Source organism: Isoptericola sp. GX10416, from assembly GCF_056590155.1.
In genome coordinates, this window is record NZ_JBWPVO010000002.1 from 34,409 (window position 1) to 50,226 (window position 15,818).

Below are 15,818 nucleotides of genomic sequence, written 5' to 3' on the forward strand. Positions count from 1 at the left end.
CCGAGCTCGCACCGCTGCTGGCCGCGGGCCTGAGGATCACGGTCGCGGACCGACCGCGGCGTCCGCCACGGATCACCCGCTCCAGGGGTGCTCACGTCCTGACCGCGTCTATCCGTCGCGTCCGTGCTCGGATACGGTCGGAACGTGCAGCTGCTGGTCGTGGAGGACAACGAGCATGTCGCCGGCGCGCTCGTCTCCGTCCTGGGCAAGCACGGGTACGAGGTGCTCCGGGCGGCCGACGGCGCGAGCGCGCTCGACGCGCTGAGCCCGCGGACGGACCTCGTGCTGCTCGACCTGGCGCTGCCGGACATGGACGGGTTCGAGGTCTGCCGCCGGATGCGCAAGGTCTGCGACACCCCGATCATCATGGTCACCGCACGTACCCAGCTCGAGTCGCGGGTGCGGGGCCTGGAGCTCGGCGCCGACGACTACGTGACCAAGCCGTACGACATCCGCGAGGTCCTCGCCCGCATCGACGCGGTGCTGCGCCGCGGCCGGTCCCGGGAGTGGGACGGCCGCGCCGACGTCGCCCGGATCGACGTCGGCGAGGTGCAGGTCGACCTCGCCGCCCGCGTGGTGCGCCGCACCGACGGCGACGTCGTGTCGCTCACCCGCAAGGAGTACGACCTGCTCGCGCTGCTGGTCCGCCACCGCGGCACGGCGCTCGCCCGCGAACGCATCCTGCGGGAGGTGTGGGGCTCCAGCTGGAAGGGGCTCGGCCGCACCCTCGAGGTCCACATCGCCTCCCTGCGCCGCAAGCTCGGCGAACCCGCCGTCGTCGAGACGGTGCGCGGCGTGGGGTACCGCGTCGGGCAGCAGTGACGTGCGGAGCCGACTCGCCGCGCTCGTCTACGTGCCGCTCGCCCTGGTCATCCTGCTGCTCGGCATGCTCTACGCGGGGAGCGTGACGCGCGCGCACCAGCAGGAGGTCTTCCTGGACCGGCTGCGCGACACGAGCTACCTGGTGCTGCCCGCCCGTCAGGCGATCGTCGCCGACGACCCGTCCCTCGTCGCGGGAGACCTCGAAAGGTACCGGCAGGTGTACGGCATCCGTGCCGGCGTCGTCGACCAGGCCGGGGTCACCGTCGCAGCGGAAGGGCTGGAGATCCACGACTACGCGGAACGGCACGCGGCGCTCGCGGGCCGCCGCGCGGAGATGCGCGAGACGTTCTGGCCCTGGGACGCGCAGCGGATCGTGGTCGCCGAGCCCATCTTCGACGGCGGGGACCTGGTCGGCGCCCTCGTGACGTCGTCGGACGCCGTGAAGGTGCAGCGCGCGATCTGGTACAGCTGGGCGCTCCTCGGTGCGGCGGGCGTGGTGATGGCGCTGCTCGCGCTGGTCCTCGCCGACCGCACGGCAGGCTGGGTGCTGCGGCCGGTCCGCGCCGTCGACCAGGCGATGGAGAAGATGGGCGGTGGGCGGCTCGACGAGCGCATCCCACCGTCGACCGGGCCGCCCGAGCTGCGCCAGGTGGTGAGCCGATTCAACGAGATGGCGGAGCGCGTCGAGCACCTGATGCGCCGCCAGCAGGAGTTCGTGGCCAACGCCTCGCACGAGCTGCGCAACCCGCTCAACGCCCTGATGCTGCGCATCGAGTCGCTCGCACTGACCGTCGAGGCCGAGGACGCGGACGACGTCGAGCACGTGCGGGCCGAGGCCGAGCGCATGGCGCAGATCCTCGACGCCCTGCTCCTCCTGGCCGACGGCACGAGCATGTCCGCCGCGCAGCCCGTCGACGTCGCCGACCTCGTGGCGCGGCGCGTCGAGGGCCGCAAGGTCCTCGACCCGGACCGGGAGGTCCGGCTCACCACGCCCGGCGGTGAGGTCCTGGCCGCTGCCGACCCCACCGCGCTCGAGAGCGCGTTCGACACCGTCGTCGAGAACGCGATCAAGTTCGCGCCGGCGTCCGAGCCGGTCGACGTCCTCGTGGTCCGCGAGGCCGGCAGGATCGAGATCGTCGTCCGCGACCACGGGCCCGGCGTGCCCGCCGAGCAGCTCGAACGCCTCACGGAACGCTTCTGGCGGAGCCCGGGTCACAGCTCGGTGCGCGGCTCGGGGCTGGGCCTGGCGATCGCCTCGGAGCTTCTCGCCGCGCTGGGCGGCGGTCTGCGGCTCGATCTGCCCGACGACGGCGGACTGCGGGTGCGGCTGCAGGTCCCGGCCTGGGAGGCGGGGGAGTGAGGCGGGCCGTCGCGACGGCGCTGTCGCTGCTCGCCTCCGCCGCGCTGCTGGTGGCGTGCACGGCGGGGGACAGCGACCCGTGGGAGGGCCAGCGTCCCCAGAGCCTGACCATCGCGACCGGTGGGACCAGCGGCATCTACCACGGCTACGGCCAGGCGCTCGCGGCGCAGCTCTCCGACCAGTACGGGATCGAGGTGGAGGTGCTCAGCACCGGGGGGTCCGTGGACAACCTGCAGCTCGTCGCCGACGGGACCGCGGACGTGGCCTTCAGCGCCGCGGACGCGGTGGCGGACGCCGTCGACGGCGAGGGCGCCTTCAGCGATCCGGTCGAGGTCAAGGCGCTCGCCCGCGTGTACGACGACTTCGCGCACCTGGTGGTGCCGGCCGACTCGCCGGTCGAGGAGATCACCGACCTGCGGGGGCTGCGCGTGTCCGTCGGAGCGCCGCGGTCCGGCACCTCGCTCATCGCGGGCCGGGTGCTCGAGGCCGCGGGAGTGCCGATCGACGACCTGCGGGTCACGGAGCTCGGGATCACCGAGTCGATCGACGCGCTGGAGCACGGCAGCCTCGACGCCGTGTTCTGGTCAGGAGGGCTGCGGACGCCCGGCATCGTGGGACTGTCCCAGGACGTGCCCGTCCGGCTGATCCCGCTCGGGGACGTGGTCGACGGGCTGCGCACCCAGTACGGGCACGGGTACCGGCACGGCGTGGTGCCCGAGGGTGTCTACGGTGTCGCCGACGACGTGGAGACGCTCGCGGTCCCCAACGTCCTGGTGGTCGGCCCCGACATGCCCGACGGTGTCGCTCACGGGCTGGTGCAGACCCTCTTCGAGACGCGCAGCGAGATCTCCGTGCTCGTTCCCTCGGCGGCGCTCCTCGACCGGTCGCGGGCGATCTACACCGAGCCGGCCGAGCTGCAGGCCGGAGCGCTGCGGTACTACCAGGAGGTCAAGTCGTGACCCTCAGCGGGAGACCGTTGCCGAGAGCGGCGGCACGAGCCGCAGCCGGTGGCCGACGCCACGGCGCCACGGGGTCTCCGGGGTGACCGTCGAGGGGTAGCCGCGGGGGTGCTCCTGCTGCCACCGCCAGTGGTCCCGGCAGATCTGCGTGAGGTCCCGTCCGGCCGTCCAGCCCAGCTCGGCTGCCGAGCGCCGGGTGTCGGCGACCGACGTGGTGACCGTCTCCGGCGGCGTGGGCACCACCCGGTGGGGCACGTCGCGACCGGTGACCTCCGCGAACGTCCGCAGGACCTGGTGCACGCTGCTGGCCTCGCCCGTCCCGAGGTTCCACGTCCGCACGGCCTCCGCGGACGGTTCGTCGAGGGCGGCGAGGGCTGCGACGTGGCCTGCCGCGACGTCGGAGACGTGGACGTAGTCGCGCACGGCTGCCCCGTCGAGGGTGGAGTGGCCGTCGCCGTGCACCTCGACGTGGCCCCGCAGCCCCAGAGCCACCTCGCCGAGCCGCGTCAGCAGGCTGGACGGTGCACCGTTGCGGTCCTCGCCGATGCGTCCGGACGGGTGGGCGCCGACGGTGTTGAAGCAGCGCAGCACGGCGACGCGCAGGGCGGCACCGGCCCGGGCGACGTCGCGCAGCAGCTGCTCGTTGGTGACCATGGTGCGCCCGAGGGTCGAGACCGGTACGAGCGGGGCATCCTCGGCGAAGGGGGTGCCGCCGTCGGCCCCGGCATCGCCGTAGACCGCCGCGGAGGAGGACAGCACGAGCCGGTCGACGCCGTACCAGGTCATGCATCGCAGCAGCGTGAACGTGGTGGTCAGGTTGGTCTCGTAGGCGTCCAGGGGCCGGTCGACGCACTCCGACGCGGACCGCAGCCCGGCGAGGTGGACGACGGCGTCGGCGTTCGCGCCGGCGAAGATCCGCTCCATGGCGTCGATGTCGGCGACGTCGGCGGCGTGGGTGCGCACCCGCTGCCGGGAGATCGCCTCGCCGCGGGCCAGAGAGGCCGGGGTGCCGCGGGAGAAGTCGTCCACGACGTCCACCTCGTGGCCCGCCTGGACCAGTGCGAGCACCACGTGGGACCCCAGATAGCCCGCGCCGCCCGTGACCAGGACCCGCATCTGACACACCTCGCACCACGTTGCTGACGTGCCGCCATGATGGCGGTGCCCCGACGTGCAGACCAGGGGAGTTGAGGTAGTCAAGAGCATCACGGGCGAACGTGTGTGACGTGTGCCACGCTGGCGCCATGCTGAGACTCCTGGCCCGGACCGCGGTCCTGCTGCTCGCCGTGGCCGTCGGGATGCTCCTGACCGACTGGGCGTTCGCCGCGCTCGGCTGGCAGACGTTCGACATCCACTGGGCGAGCCCGCTGGCGTTCGTGCTGGCCGTGGTCGTCTTCGCGGTCGCCCAGGCCGTCCTCACACCGTTCTTCGCCAAGGTGGCCCGCGACAACGCTCCCGCGATACTGAGCGCCGTCGGGCTCATCACCACCTACGTGGCGCTCCTGATCGCCGTCCTCGTGGCGCCCGACGGCCTCGACATCTCGGGATGGCTGGGATGGATCGTCGGCCCGGTCATCGTCTGGATCGTGACGCTGCTGGCGAACTTCCTGCTGCCGGCCCTGCTGCTCAAGAACGCCGTCGAGAAGCGGCGCCAGGACGCTGACGGCTAGGTTCCGCGGCTCAAGGCCGTCATCGAGGACGAGCTCGACCACCATCCCTGACGAGCAGCTCCGCGTCGTCGACCAAGCCGCTCGCACGATCGCCGCACGTCACCTCGACTCAGCCACCCGACCCCGCGTCGGGAGACCTGTCGTGGCGGTCCTGGCTCGGCGGCGTCAGAGCTGCTGGCGCACGCCCGCTGCCCGGGCGATCCCCTCCACCTGCTCCTCGAGGTCGTCACGCAGCGGTTTGATCCCGTCGCCCCGGCGCAGCACCGGCAGCCGCACGGGATGGTCGGCCTCCTCGAGGACGAACCCGAGGGCGGCGTAGAGCGCCAGCAGCGCCAGGACGAGCCCGAGGACACCGGCGACGGCCTCCCAGGGGCCGGACCCGGTGAGCTCGGCGACGCCGGTCAACGCGAACCGCGCCGCCGAGCCGACCATCACCGCGGCGGCGACGAGCTTCCCGTGGGCTGCCGAGGCGGGCACGAGGATGGCGACGGCCGCCGTCAGCAGCAGCACGCCCACGGCCGGGCTCGAGGTGCCGGGCGCGGAGGTGAGCGTGGAGGCGGCGAGCATGGCCCACACGCCGGCGACCATGGCCATCCCGGTGCCGGCGATCGGGTCCCGCGCGCCGAAGCCGACGATCGCGGCCAGCGACTGCAGGGGCACGGTGAGCACGAGCACGGCCAGCGCCACGGTCCGTTCCTCCTCGGGGCCGAGGATGCCGAGCTGCAGGCAGCTGAACCCGACGGTCGCCAGGGCCAGCGCCATGAAGCCCAGCGGGAGCGGGTTGCCGCTCGGGCGGAGCACGATCCGTGTCATCTCCAGCTGTTCGCTGCGCGTGCGCTGTGGCTCGGGTTGTTCGCTCATCTGCTCACAGAACACGATGGTGGCGATGCCGACAACGCGGGCCGTCCGGAGCGGTCCGGGTCGGCTGGCGTGTCAGGGGGCGGCGGTGCTCGCCCGTTCGACGAGGCGCGTCGGCACCAGCGTGCGGCCGTGCGGTGTGGTGTGGTCCGCCATCTGGCGCAGGACGCCCGTGACGCACCGCCGTCCGACCTCGGCGAAGTCCTGGTGCACGGTGGTCAGCGGCGGCAGGTACGCGACGGCGTCGGGCAGGTCGTCGAACCCGACGACGCTGACGTCCTGGGGCACCTTGCGGCCGGCCTCGGCCAGGGCGCGCAGCAGACCGAGGGCCATCTGGTCGTTCGCGGCGAAGACGGCGGTCGCGTCGGTGCGGGCGATCTCCCGCCCGGCCTCGTAGCCCGACGCCGCGGACCAGTCGCCGCGGTGGACGGGCGGGATCTCGCGACCGGCCTCGGCCAGGGTCTGGCGCCACGCGTCCTCGCGGCGCTGGGCCGAGAACGACTCGGGCGGTCCGGCCAGGTGCACCACGGTCCGGTGCCCGAGCCCGAGCAGGTGCTGCACGGCGGTGCGTGTCCCCGCGGCCTGGTCGGTGTCCACGACGGGGTAGCGGTCGCCGGCGTCGGAGTCCGCGACGACGACGGGAACGTCGGTGGGCAACGAGATGCTGGCGGCGTCGATCAGGTGCACCTCCATCAGCAGGATCACGGCGTCGACGGCGAGCTCGCCCATCCGGGTGAACGCGCCGTTGACCCCGTCCTGCGTGGGTGCCTCGACGGGGATCACGGTGATGGCGTAGCCCTCGGCCGCGGCCGACGTCGCGATGGCGTCCAGGGTGCGGACGTTCCCGGTGGTGGACAGGGAGAACAGGATGACCCCGATGGTGCGGAACCGGCCCGAGCGCAGGGCGCGGGCGGCGCTGTTGGGACGGTAGCCGAGCTCGCGCATGGCGGCCAGCACCTGCTCCCGCGTGGAGTCGACCACCCCGCGATGGCCGTTCGAGACCCGGGAGACGGTCTGCGACGAGACGCCCGCGCGGCGCGCGACGTCGGCCATCGAGACACGCTGAGGTCGCCCCGTCGGGCTCCGGTCGGCCAAAGGTCCTCCGCTCGGTCACAGTTCGATCTCGCAGGCCGTCGGGGTTGACGTACCGCGTCTCGGGATGCACGATCACTCTAGTCCATGTTTACGTAAACATCTGCCGCCACGGCGCGCGATGGTCACGTGAACATCCCCGTGAGCGCAAGGAAGCCCGCATGACGACGACGTCCCCACCGGTGGCGGTGACACCATCCGCCCCCACCACCCGCCGACCCGGCCGACGGCGATGGACCGGCTGGATGTTCGTCGGCCCCTTCATGCTCGTCTTCGCGCTCGTGTTCCTGGCGCCGATCGCCTACTCGCTGTACCTGTCGGTGTTCCGCACCCAGATGGTCGGCGGAACCACGTTCGTCGGCATCGACAACTATGCCCGGGCGATGCAGGACCCCCAGTTCTGGGAGGGCCTCGGGCGGGTCAGCCTCTTCCTCGTCGTGCAGGTGCCGATCATGCTCGGCATCGCCCTGCTCGTCGCGCTGGCCATCGACTCCGGCCGCCTGTACGGCAAGAGCTTCTTCCGCATCTCGATCTTCATGCCGTACGCCGTGCCCGCCGTCGTCGCGTCCCTCATGTGGGGGTTCATGTACGGCACACGGTTCGGGCTCGTGGGCAACCTCAACGACGCGCTGGGCATCCGGCTGCCCGACCCGCTCTCGCCCGACCTGGTGCTGGCCTCGATCGGCAACATCGTGACCTGGGAGTTCGTCGGCTACAACATGCTGATCTTCTACGCGGCGCTGCGCGTCGTCCCGCACTCGCTGTACGAGGCCGCGGAGATCGACGGCGCCTCCCAGTGGCAGATCGTCCGCGCGATCAAGATCCCCGCGATCCGCGGCGCGCTGGTCATCGCGACGATCTTCTCGATCATCGGCAGCTTCCAGCTCTTCAACGAGCCGAGCATCCTGCAGTCGCTCGCGCCCAACGCGATCACCACCGCGTTCACCCCGAACCTGTACGCCTACTCGTTGTCCTTCTCCGGCCAGCAGTACAACTACTCCGCGACCGTCGCCATCATCATGGGCCTGATCACCATGGTGATCGCCTACGTGGTGCAGCTGCGCGGCATGCGCAAGGAGGCGTGACCGTGCCCACCGACACCGCACCCGCCACCGACTCCGCGAGCGCCCGGAAGCCGCGCCCCCAGGGCCCCCGCCTGCGCACGCAGACCGTCAACAAGCACAGCGTGGACCGCCCCCGCCGCAACCCTCTGCTCACGGTGCTCACCGGCATCGTGCTGCTCTACTCGCTCGTCCCGCTCGCGTGGCTGCTCGTCAACTCCACGAAGACCCAGGGCGACCTGTTCACCTCGTTCGGCCTGTGGTTCGGCGACTCGTTCGCCCTGTGGGACAACGTCGTGGCCACGCTCACCTACGACGACGGCGTGTTCGTCCGGTGGCTCGGCAACACGGTGCTCTACGTCGTCCTGGGTGCCGGCGGCGCCACGTTCCTCGCGATTCTCGGCGGCTACGCCCTCGCCAAGTTCGACTTCCCGGGCAAGCGCGGCGTGTTCGCCGTCGTCATCGGTGCCGTCGCCGTGCCCGGCACCGCGCTCGCCGTGCCGACGTTCCTCATGTTCAGCCAGATGGGCCTGACGAACACCCCGTGGGCGGTGATCATCCCGTCGCTGATCTCGCCGTTCGGCCTCTACCTCATGTGGACGTTCGCCATCGACGCGATCCCCACCGAGCTGCTCGAGGCCGCCCGGATCGACGGCGCCGGCGAGTTCCGCACGTTCTTCCAGGTCAGCCTGCCGCTGCTCGCGCCCGGGATCGTCACCGTGCTGCTGTTCACGATGGTGGCGACCTGGAACAACTACTTCCTGCCGCTGATCATGCTGCGGGACTCGGCGTGGTACCCGCTCACGCTCGGCCTCAACGCGTGGAACGCGCAGGCCGCGACCGCCGGCGGCGAGGCCATCTTCCACCTCGTCATCACCGGCTCCCTGTTGACGATCCTGCCGCTCGTGGCCGCGTTCCTGCTGCTGCAGCGCTACTGGCAGTCCGGCCTCGCCGCCGGGAGCGTCAAGGAATGACCAGACCGACGCATGACCGGTGGCGCCACGGTGCCGCCGGCCGTCCGACCGCACCGTTCGACCGATGAAGTGAGGACCTCATGAACGCCACCATGCACGCACGAACCACGACACGGAGGCAGCAGGTGCTGCGCGGCACCGCCGTCGCCGGCGTCCTGGCCCTGGGCCTGACCGCCTGCGGGAGCGGCGAGACCGAGTCGGGCGAGGCCGCCCAGGACGCCGAGTCCGCGCTGGAGGAGGGCGGCGAGATCACCGTCTGGGCGTGGGACCCCACCCTCGAGTCGGTGGCCGCCGACTTCGAGGCGGAGCACCCGGGCGTCACCGTCAACCTGGAGAACGTCGGCACCGGCAACGACCAGTACACGGCCCTGCAGAACGCCATCGCCGCCGGTGACGGGGTGCCCGACGTCGCGCAGGTCGAGTTCTACGCGCTGCCGCAGTTCGCGCTCTCCGAGGCCCTCGCCGACCTCACCGCGTACGGTGCCGACGAGCTCGACGGCACGTTCACCCCGGGCCCCTGGGGTGCGGTGCAGCAGCAGGGCGGCGTCTACGCGCTGCCGACCGACTCCGGGCCGATGGCGCTGTTCTACAACAAGCGGGTCTTCGACGAGCACGGCATCGAGGTGCCCACCACGTGGGACGAGTACGTCGAGGCCGCCCGCGCCCTGCAGGAGGCCGACCCGGACGCCTACCTGACCAACGACGTCGGCGACGCCGGCTTCACCACCTCGCTCATCTGGCAGGCCGGCGGCCGCCCCTACCAGGTCGACGGCACCGAGGTGGCGGTCGACTTCTCCGACGAGGGCACCCAGGAGTTCACCTCCACCTGGCAGACCATGCTCGACGAAGAGCTCGTGGCGCCCGTCGGGTCGTGGAGCGACGAGTGGTACCAGGGCCTGTCCGACGGGTCCATCGCCTCCCTCGTCATCGGTGCGTGGATGCGCGGCAACCTCGAGTCGTCGGTGCCGGACGCGTCCGGTGACTGGGCCGTGGCGCCGATGCCCCAGTGGGAGAGCGGTGCGGAGGTCACGTCCGAGAACGGCGGCAGCTCCCTGGCGATCCCCGCGGCGAGCGAGAACGCCGACCTCGCCTGGGCGTTCCTGGAGTACGCGACCGTCGGTGACGGCATCGCCACCCGGGTCGACGAGGGAGCCTTCCCGGCGACCGTCGCCGAGCTGGAGGACTCCGCCTTCCGCGAGCAGGAGTTCGAGTACTTCGGCGGCCAGCAGGTCAACGAGGTGCTCGCGACGTCGGCCGCGAACGTCGCCGAGGGCTGGCAGTACCTGCCGTTCCAGGTGTACGCCAACTCGATCTTCAACGACACGGTCGGTCAGGCGTACGTCTCCGACACGACCCTGACCGACGGCCTGGCCACCTGGCAGGAGCAGACGGTCACCTACGGCAACGACCAGGGCTTCACCGTCGAGTGACGCCCGCCCGCTGAGAACCGTCCGGGTCGGGCACGCGCCAGCCGTGTGCCCGGCCCGGGCCCCCGCGCACACCCGCACACCCCCCGTACGTCCAGGAGCACCCATGACCGACGCCCCCCGCCGCCTGCTCGCGGGCCCGGAGACGACCCGCCCCGCACGCCTCGGGTACGGCGCCGACTACAACCCCGACCAGTGGCCGCGGGAGGTGTGGGCCGAGGACGCCCGGCTCATGCAGGCCGCCGGCGTGAACGTCGTCTCGGTCGCGATCTTCTCCTGGGCCCGGCTGCAGCCCGCGCCGGACCGGTGGGACTTCGGCTGGCTCGACGAGGTCATGGACCTCATGCACGCGCACGACATCTCCGTGGACCTCGCCACCGCGACCGCCTCCCCACCGCCGTGGCTGACCACCGCCCACCCGGAGATCCTCCCGGTGACGCGCGCGGGGGAGACGCTGTGGCCCGGCGGCCGCCAGCAGTGGCGGCCCACCTCGCCGGTGTTCCGCGAGCACGCGCTGCGCCTCGTCGAGGCGATGGCCACGCGGTACGCCGGGCACCCGGCGCTCGCGGCCTGGCACGTCAGCAACGAGCTCGGCTGCCACAACGTCGAGGACTACTCCGACGACGCCGCCCGGGCCTTCCGCACCTGGCTCACGGCGCGCTACGGCACGCTCGACCGGCTCAACGAGGCGTGGGGGACGGCGTTCTGGTCGCAGCGCTACACGGCATGGGAGCAGATCCTGCCGCCGCGGCTGGGGGCGTCGTACCCGAACCCGACGCAGCAGCTCGACTTCAAGCGCTTCTCCTCCGACGCCCTGGTGGAGCACCTGCGCGCCGAGCGGGACGTGTTGCGTCGCATCACGCCGGACGTCCCGATCACCACCAACTTCATGGTCATGGGCGAGACGAAGGGCATGGACTACGCGAGCTGGGCGCCCGAGATCGACTTCGTCTCCAACGACCACTACCTCCAGCCGGGGCCGCAGGGCCGCGAGGAGATGTCGTTCTCCGCGAACCTCACGAGCGGCGTCGCCGGCGGCCGTCCCTGGTTCCTCATGGAGCACTCCACGAGCGCCGTGAACTGGCAGCCGGTCAACGTCCCCAAGCGGCCGGGCGAGCTCGCCCGGGACTCGCTCACCCACGTGGCCCACGGTGCCGACGCGGTCTGCTTCTTCCAGTGGCGCCAGTCCGCCGCGGGCGCGGAGAAGTACCACTCGGCGATGGTGCCGCACGCCGGCGAGGACTCGGCGCTGTTCCGTGACGTCGTCGCGCTCGGTCGCACGCTCGCCGACCTCGCCCCGGTGCTGGGCGCCGAGCGCGCCCCGGCCCGCGCGGCGATCCTGTTCGACTGGGACTCCTGGTGGGCGTCCGAGCTCGACTCGCACCCCACCGAGCTGCTGCGTTACCGCGCCGAGGCGCTGGACTGGTACCAGGCCTTCCTCGACGCGGGGGTCCGCGCCGACGTCGTCCCCGTGGCCGGCCTGGCGGACGGCCGCACGGACCTCGACGACTACGACCTGGTCGTCGCCCCCGTGCTGCACGTGGTGCCGGCCGCGCTGGCCGACCGGTTGACCCGTTGGGTGGAGGCCGGCGGACACCTCGTCACCACGTACTTCTCGGGCATCGTCGACGCCGACGACCACGTGTGGCTCGGCGGCTACCCGGGCGCCCTGCGCGACCTGCTCGGCCTGCGCATCGAGGAGCTCGGCCCCCTGCACGACGGCGAGAGCGTACGGCTCGACGACGGCTCGACGGGCACGCTGTGGACCGACCGCATCGACGTCCTGCCCGGCACCGACGTGCTGGCGACCTACCTCGACGGACGGCAGGCCGGACGCCCGGCCGTGACCCGGCGTGCGGTCGAGCAGGGGTCGGCCGCGTACGTGTCGACCCGGCTCGGTGCGGCGGGCATCCGGCCGCTGCTCGAGCGGCTGCTCGCCGCCGCCGGGGTGCCCAGCGAGCTGCCCGCACCACTGCGCGGGCGGGTGGAGCTCGCCGTGCGCCGCACCACCGACGAGGAGTTCTGGTTCCTCGTGAACCGCACCGACGAGGCCCTGGGCCTCACCGGTGCGGACGGCAAGGTCCTGGTCAGCACGACGCCGCACGACGGCGACGCGGCGGCTGACCGCCCGGCCGCGGACGGCGTGCTCGCGCCCCGCGGCGTCGTCGTCCTGCGCCGCCCCCGCCTCTGAGCGCACCTGCACGACCTGCACGACCCATCGCACCGACGCGAGAGGAACACTCACCGATGAGCACCTGGCACCCTGCACGATCACGCACCCGACGCGCTGTCGCGTCGTGCGCCGGCGGACTGCTGGTCGCCGGCCTGGCGACGGCGCCCGCGACCGCCGCGCCTGTGTCCGCGACCGCCGCGCCCGCGCCCGTAGCGACGGCGACGGGCGTGACGGCGGCGCAGGACGCCGACGTCGTCGTCCGCCCCGACCCCTCCTACGCGGGCGAACCGTTCGAGGGCTGGGGGACCAGCCTCGTCTGGTTCGCCAACGCCACGGGCGACTACCCGGACGAGATCCGGGACCGGCTCGCCGACATGGTGTTCGGCGACGAGGGCCTGAACCTCAACATCGCGCGGTACAACGTGGGCGGCGGGAACGCGCCCGACGTGCCCGACTACCTGCGCGCGGGCGGCGCCGTCGACGGCTGGTGGAACGCTCCCGAGGGCACCACGCGCGAGGACGTCGACTGGTGGGACCCGGACGACCCGGACCACTGGGACCCCGACGCGGACGCGACCCAGCGCTGGTGGGTGGACCGCATCAAGGACGAGGTCACGCACTGGGAGACCTTCAGCAACTCCCCGCCGTGGTTCATGACGGAGTCCGGGTACGTCTCCGGCAACTTCGACGCGAACGAGGACCAGCTCAAGCCCGAGAGCGTCGACGACTTCGCGCAGTACATGGTGGGTGTCACCGAGCGGCTCGAGGACGCGCACGGCATCGACGTGGACACGATCGACCCGTTCAACGAGCCCAACACGGACTACTGGGGAACCCGGCTCGGCGAGGACGGCAACCCCACCGGCGGGCGGCAGGAGGGTGCCCACATGGGTCCCGAACTGCAGCAGCAGGTGATCCCGGCGCTGGCCGCGGCCCTGGACGGCTCGGGCACGGACGCCGTCATCTCGGCGATGGACGAGACCAACCCAGGCACGTTCGCGAACAACTGGAACTCCTACTCGCCCGAGGTCAAGGACCTGGTGGACCAGCTCAACGTCCACACCTATGGCACGGGCGGTCGCACCACGGTCCGGGACATCGCCAAGGGCGAGGACAAGCCCCTGTGGATGAGCGAGGTCGGCGGCAACTGGAGCTCGACCGGCCAGGACTTCGAGACCATGGAGTCGGGGCTGGGCAGCGCGCAGCACATCATCGACGACCTGCGTGAGCTCGAGCCGTCCGCCTGGGTGTTCTGGCAGCCCGTCGAGGACTACGCCAACATGGCGCCCGGCGGCGAGAGCGCCGACGGGATGAACTGGGGCGAGATCCAGATCCCGTTCGACTGCACCGCCGAGGACACCCTCGAGACCTGCCCGATCTACACGAACACGAAGTTCTGGGCGACCCAGAACTTCACGCACTACATCACCCCGGGCGACCGGCTGATCGGGGTGGACGACCGCAGCAGCACGGCGGCCGTCTCCGCCTCCGGCGACCAGGCCGCCGTCGTGCACGTCAACGACGCGACGTCCGCGCGCACGGTCGCTCTGGATCTCTCCGGCTTCGGCGAGGTGGCCGCCGCCGCCACCGTCACCCCGGTGGTCACCTCCGCCGACGGCTACCTCGTCGAGGGCGACCCGGTCGAGGTGGAGGAGGCCGACGGCGCGGCGAGCGCCACGCTGACCGTGCCTGCCGAGTCCGTCACCACCTTCGTCGTCGACGGCGTCTCCGGCGTGGCCGACGACGCCCCGCTCGTCCAGGAGGGCCACGTCTACCGGATCGACGGCGTGCAGTCCGACCGCTCGCTGGCCCCGGCCGGCGACGGGCTGCAGATCGCCACCGACGACGCCGCGGCGGACCAGCTCTGGACGCTGACGGACCTGGGCGCCCCGGAGGGCTCGGGCTCGCACCGGGCGCGGTACGCGGTGACCAACGTGGCCACCGGTGAGCAGCTCGCCGTCGACACGGACACCTCGGCCGTGCTGGTCGAGGCGTCCGCCGACCCGGCGGACGCTCCCGAGGCGGCACGCTGGATCCTGTCGACCACGGGCGACGGCACGTACACGCTGGTGAACGCGTCGTCGGGCACGTTGCTCGAGGTGGGCGGCGGCGCCACGACGGACGGCTCTCCGGTGGGGACCTACCGGGCCAACTCCGGTGCCAACCAGCGCTGGGAGATCGTGGACGAGACGCTGCTCGGCACGGAGCCGGTCGACGTCTTCACCACGCCCGGCGCGGTGCCGCTGCTGCCGGAGACGGTCACGCCCGTGTACCCGGACGGTGCGGGGGACGCGCTGCCCGTCGTCTGGGACGTCCCGGGCGACGACGCCTGGGCCGAGGCGGGCACCGTGGAGGTGACCGGCACGGTGGCGGACCCGGCCGGCGGCACGGTCGCCGCGACGGCGACCGTCACCGTCGACGTGCTCGACTCGACGCGCACGGCGTCCGCGTCGACGTACGTCGGTGGTGAGCCGGAGCTGCCCGCCACGGTGACGGCTGTGACGGCCGGCGGCGTCGACGTGGAGCGCACGGTGACGTGGCAGGAGGCGACCGACGGCGTGTACGACGAGATCGGCGTGGTCCAGCTCTCCGGGACCGCCGACGCCGGTGCGGGCGGCACGCTGCCGGCCACCGTGCGGGTGCTGGTCACCGAGCCCGGCGAGGCGAACGCCGCGACGGCCGACGGCACCACCGTGTCGGCCACGTACACCGAGCCGGGCTACCCGGCGGACCGGGTGGTCGACGGCGACCGGAGCGACAAGGGCTGGTCCAACTGGCGGTCGGGCGACAAGAACCCGACCGACACCCTCACGGTGAACCTGCCCCGGCAGCGCGACGTCACGGGCGTCGACGTGTACTTCTACGTCGACGGCTCGCACCCGAGCTGGGCGCGGAGCGTCCAGGTCGAGGCGCACGTCGACGGCGCGTGGCAGGCCGTCGGGGACCCGGTCGAGGTGACGCAGGACGGCGGGGCGCCGGTGGCCGAGGTCGCGGCGGACGTGCGCAGCGACGCCGTCCGGGTCGTGCTGACCGCCCAGGAGGCGACGCACCTGGTCGTCAGCGAGATCGAGGTCATGGCGAAGGTGCCGGGCGAGGCCACGCCGGCGTGGGAGGAGGACGCGACCTACACCGGTGGCGACGCGGTGTTCCACGACGGCTCGTACCACGTGGCGCAGTGGTGGACCCGGGATGCTCCGGGCCAGGCCGTGTGGGGCTCGTGGCAGGAGACGGTCCGCACGGCGTCGGGCGACGCCCTGTGGACACCGTCGCGCGTGTTCACCGCCGGTGACGCCGTCGTGCACGACGGCGAGACCTACGTGGCGCAGTGGTGGACCCGCAACCAGGAGCCCGGCGACGCCCACGGCCCCTGGGCCGCGAGGTAGTGCCGAACGTGCCTCGGCAGGGTTCGCCCCCCTTCCGGC

At 72.4% G+C, this 15,818-nt stretch carries 12 protein-coding genes; 9 read left to right on the forward strand and 3 right to left on the reverse strand.

The genetic code is table 11. The features are described from left to right. The first annotated feature begins 144 nt into the window (after positions 1 to 144). From ACWAT2_RS03925 to ACWAT2_RS03935, 3 genes are read left to right on the forward strand one after another with little or no spacing between them, the layout of a single operon-like run. The gene (locus ACWAT2_RS03925) at positions 145 to 822 is read left to right on the forward strand and encodes a response regulator transcription factor (RefSeq protein ID WP_402373034.1); all 678 of its coding nucleotides are present in this window, start codon (positions 145 to 147) and stop codon (positions 820 to 822) included. Between the two features lies 1 nt (position 823). Then, positions 824 to 2,182, forward strand: a complete 1,359-nt coding sequence (locus tag ACWAT2_RS03930) for a sensor histidine kinase (RefSeq protein WP_402373036.1) — start codon at positions 824 to 826, stop codon at positions 2,180 to 2,182. After that, on the forward strand, positions 2,179 to 3,141 hold the full coding sequence (locus ACWAT2_RS03935) for a TAXI family TRAP transporter solute-binding subunit (RefSeq protein ID WP_402373038.1): 963 nt from the start codon (positions 2,179 to 2,181) through the stop codon (positions 3,139 to 3,141). Before ACWAT2_RS03930 ends, ACWAT2_RS03935 begins: the two co-directional genes overlap by 4 nt. A gap of 3 nt (positions 3,142 to 3,144) precedes the next feature. Here the strand turns inward: ACWAT2_RS03935 and galE are convergent, their stop codons facing one another. Then, positions 3,145 to 4,257, reverse strand: coding sequence for a UDP-glucose 4-epimerase GalE (gene galE / locus ACWAT2_RS03940; protein WP_402373041.1), 1,113 nt, complete (start codon positions 4,255 to 4,257; stop codon positions 3,145 to 3,147). 128 nt (positions 4,258 to 4,385) lie between these two features. Between galE and ACWAT2_RS03945 the strand changes: the two genes are divergently transcribed. Then, complete coding sequence (locus ACWAT2_RS03945; RefSeq protein WP_402373044.1) at positions 4,386 to 4,811, forward strand: hypothetical protein; 426 nt, start codon at positions 4,386 to 4,388, stop codon at positions 4,809 to 4,811. 165 nt (positions 4,812 to 4,976) lie between these two features. Here the strand turns inward: ACWAT2_RS03945 and ACWAT2_RS03950 are convergent, their stop codons facing one another. Together ACWAT2_RS03950 and ACWAT2_RS03955 are read right to left on the reverse strand one after the other, a co-directional pair. After that, positions 4,977 to 5,672 carry a GPR1/FUN34/YaaH family transporter gene (locus ACWAT2_RS03950; RefSeq protein ID WP_402373046.1) on the reverse strand — a complete coding sequence of 232 codons (696 nt, stop codon included), beginning with the start codon at positions 5,670 to 5,672 and terminating at the stop codon, positions 4,977 to 4,979. A 72-nt stretch (positions 5,673 to 5,744) separates the two neighbouring features. Continuing rightward, complete coding sequence (locus ACWAT2_RS03955) at positions 5,745 to 6,722, reverse strand: LacI family DNA-binding transcriptional regulator (RefSeq protein WP_402373048.1); 978 nt, start codon at positions 6,720 to 6,722, stop codon at positions 5,745 to 5,747. A 200-nt stretch (positions 6,723 to 6,922) separates the two neighbouring features. Between ACWAT2_RS03955 and ACWAT2_RS03960 the strand changes: the two genes are divergently transcribed. The 5 genes from ACWAT2_RS03960 to ACWAT2_RS03980 all read left to right on the forward strand — a co-directional run bounded on the left by ACWAT2_RS03960 (position 6,923) and on the right by ACWAT2_RS03980 (position 15,779). Continuing rightward, positions 6,923 to 7,846: a carbohydrate ABC transporter permease gene (locus ACWAT2_RS03960; RefSeq protein ID WP_402373050.1), complete on the forward strand. Its 924-nt coding sequence runs from the start codon at positions 6,923 to 6,925 to the stop codon at positions 7,844 to 7,846. Positions 7,847 to 7,947: 101 nt separating this feature from the next. Next, on the forward strand, positions 7,948 to 8,796 hold the full coding sequence (locus ACWAT2_RS03965) for a carbohydrate ABC transporter permease (RefSeq protein ID WP_402373936.1): 849 nt from the start codon (positions 7,948 to 7,950) through the stop codon (positions 8,794 to 8,796). A gap of 80 nt (positions 8,797 to 8,876) precedes the next feature. Beyond that, entirely contained in the window at positions 8,877 to 10,226 is a 1,350-nt protein-coding gene (locus ACWAT2_RS03970) for an ABC transporter substrate-binding protein (RefSeq protein ID WP_402373052.1), read from the forward strand. Between the two features lie 103 nt (positions 10,227 to 10,329). Continuing rightward, on the forward strand, positions 10,330 to 12,414 hold the full coding sequence (locus ACWAT2_RS03975; RefSeq protein WP_402373054.1) for a beta-galactosidase: 2,085 nt from the start codon (positions 10,330 to 10,332) through the stop codon (positions 12,412 to 12,414). Between the two features lie 56 nt (positions 12,415 to 12,470). Then, on the forward strand, positions 12,471 to 15,779 hold the full coding sequence (locus ACWAT2_RS03980; RefSeq protein ID WP_402373056.1) for an RICIN domain-containing protein: 3,309 nt from the start codon (positions 12,471 to 12,473) through the stop codon (positions 15,777 to 15,779). The last annotated feature ends 39 nt before the right edge of the window (positions 15,780 to 15,818 follow it).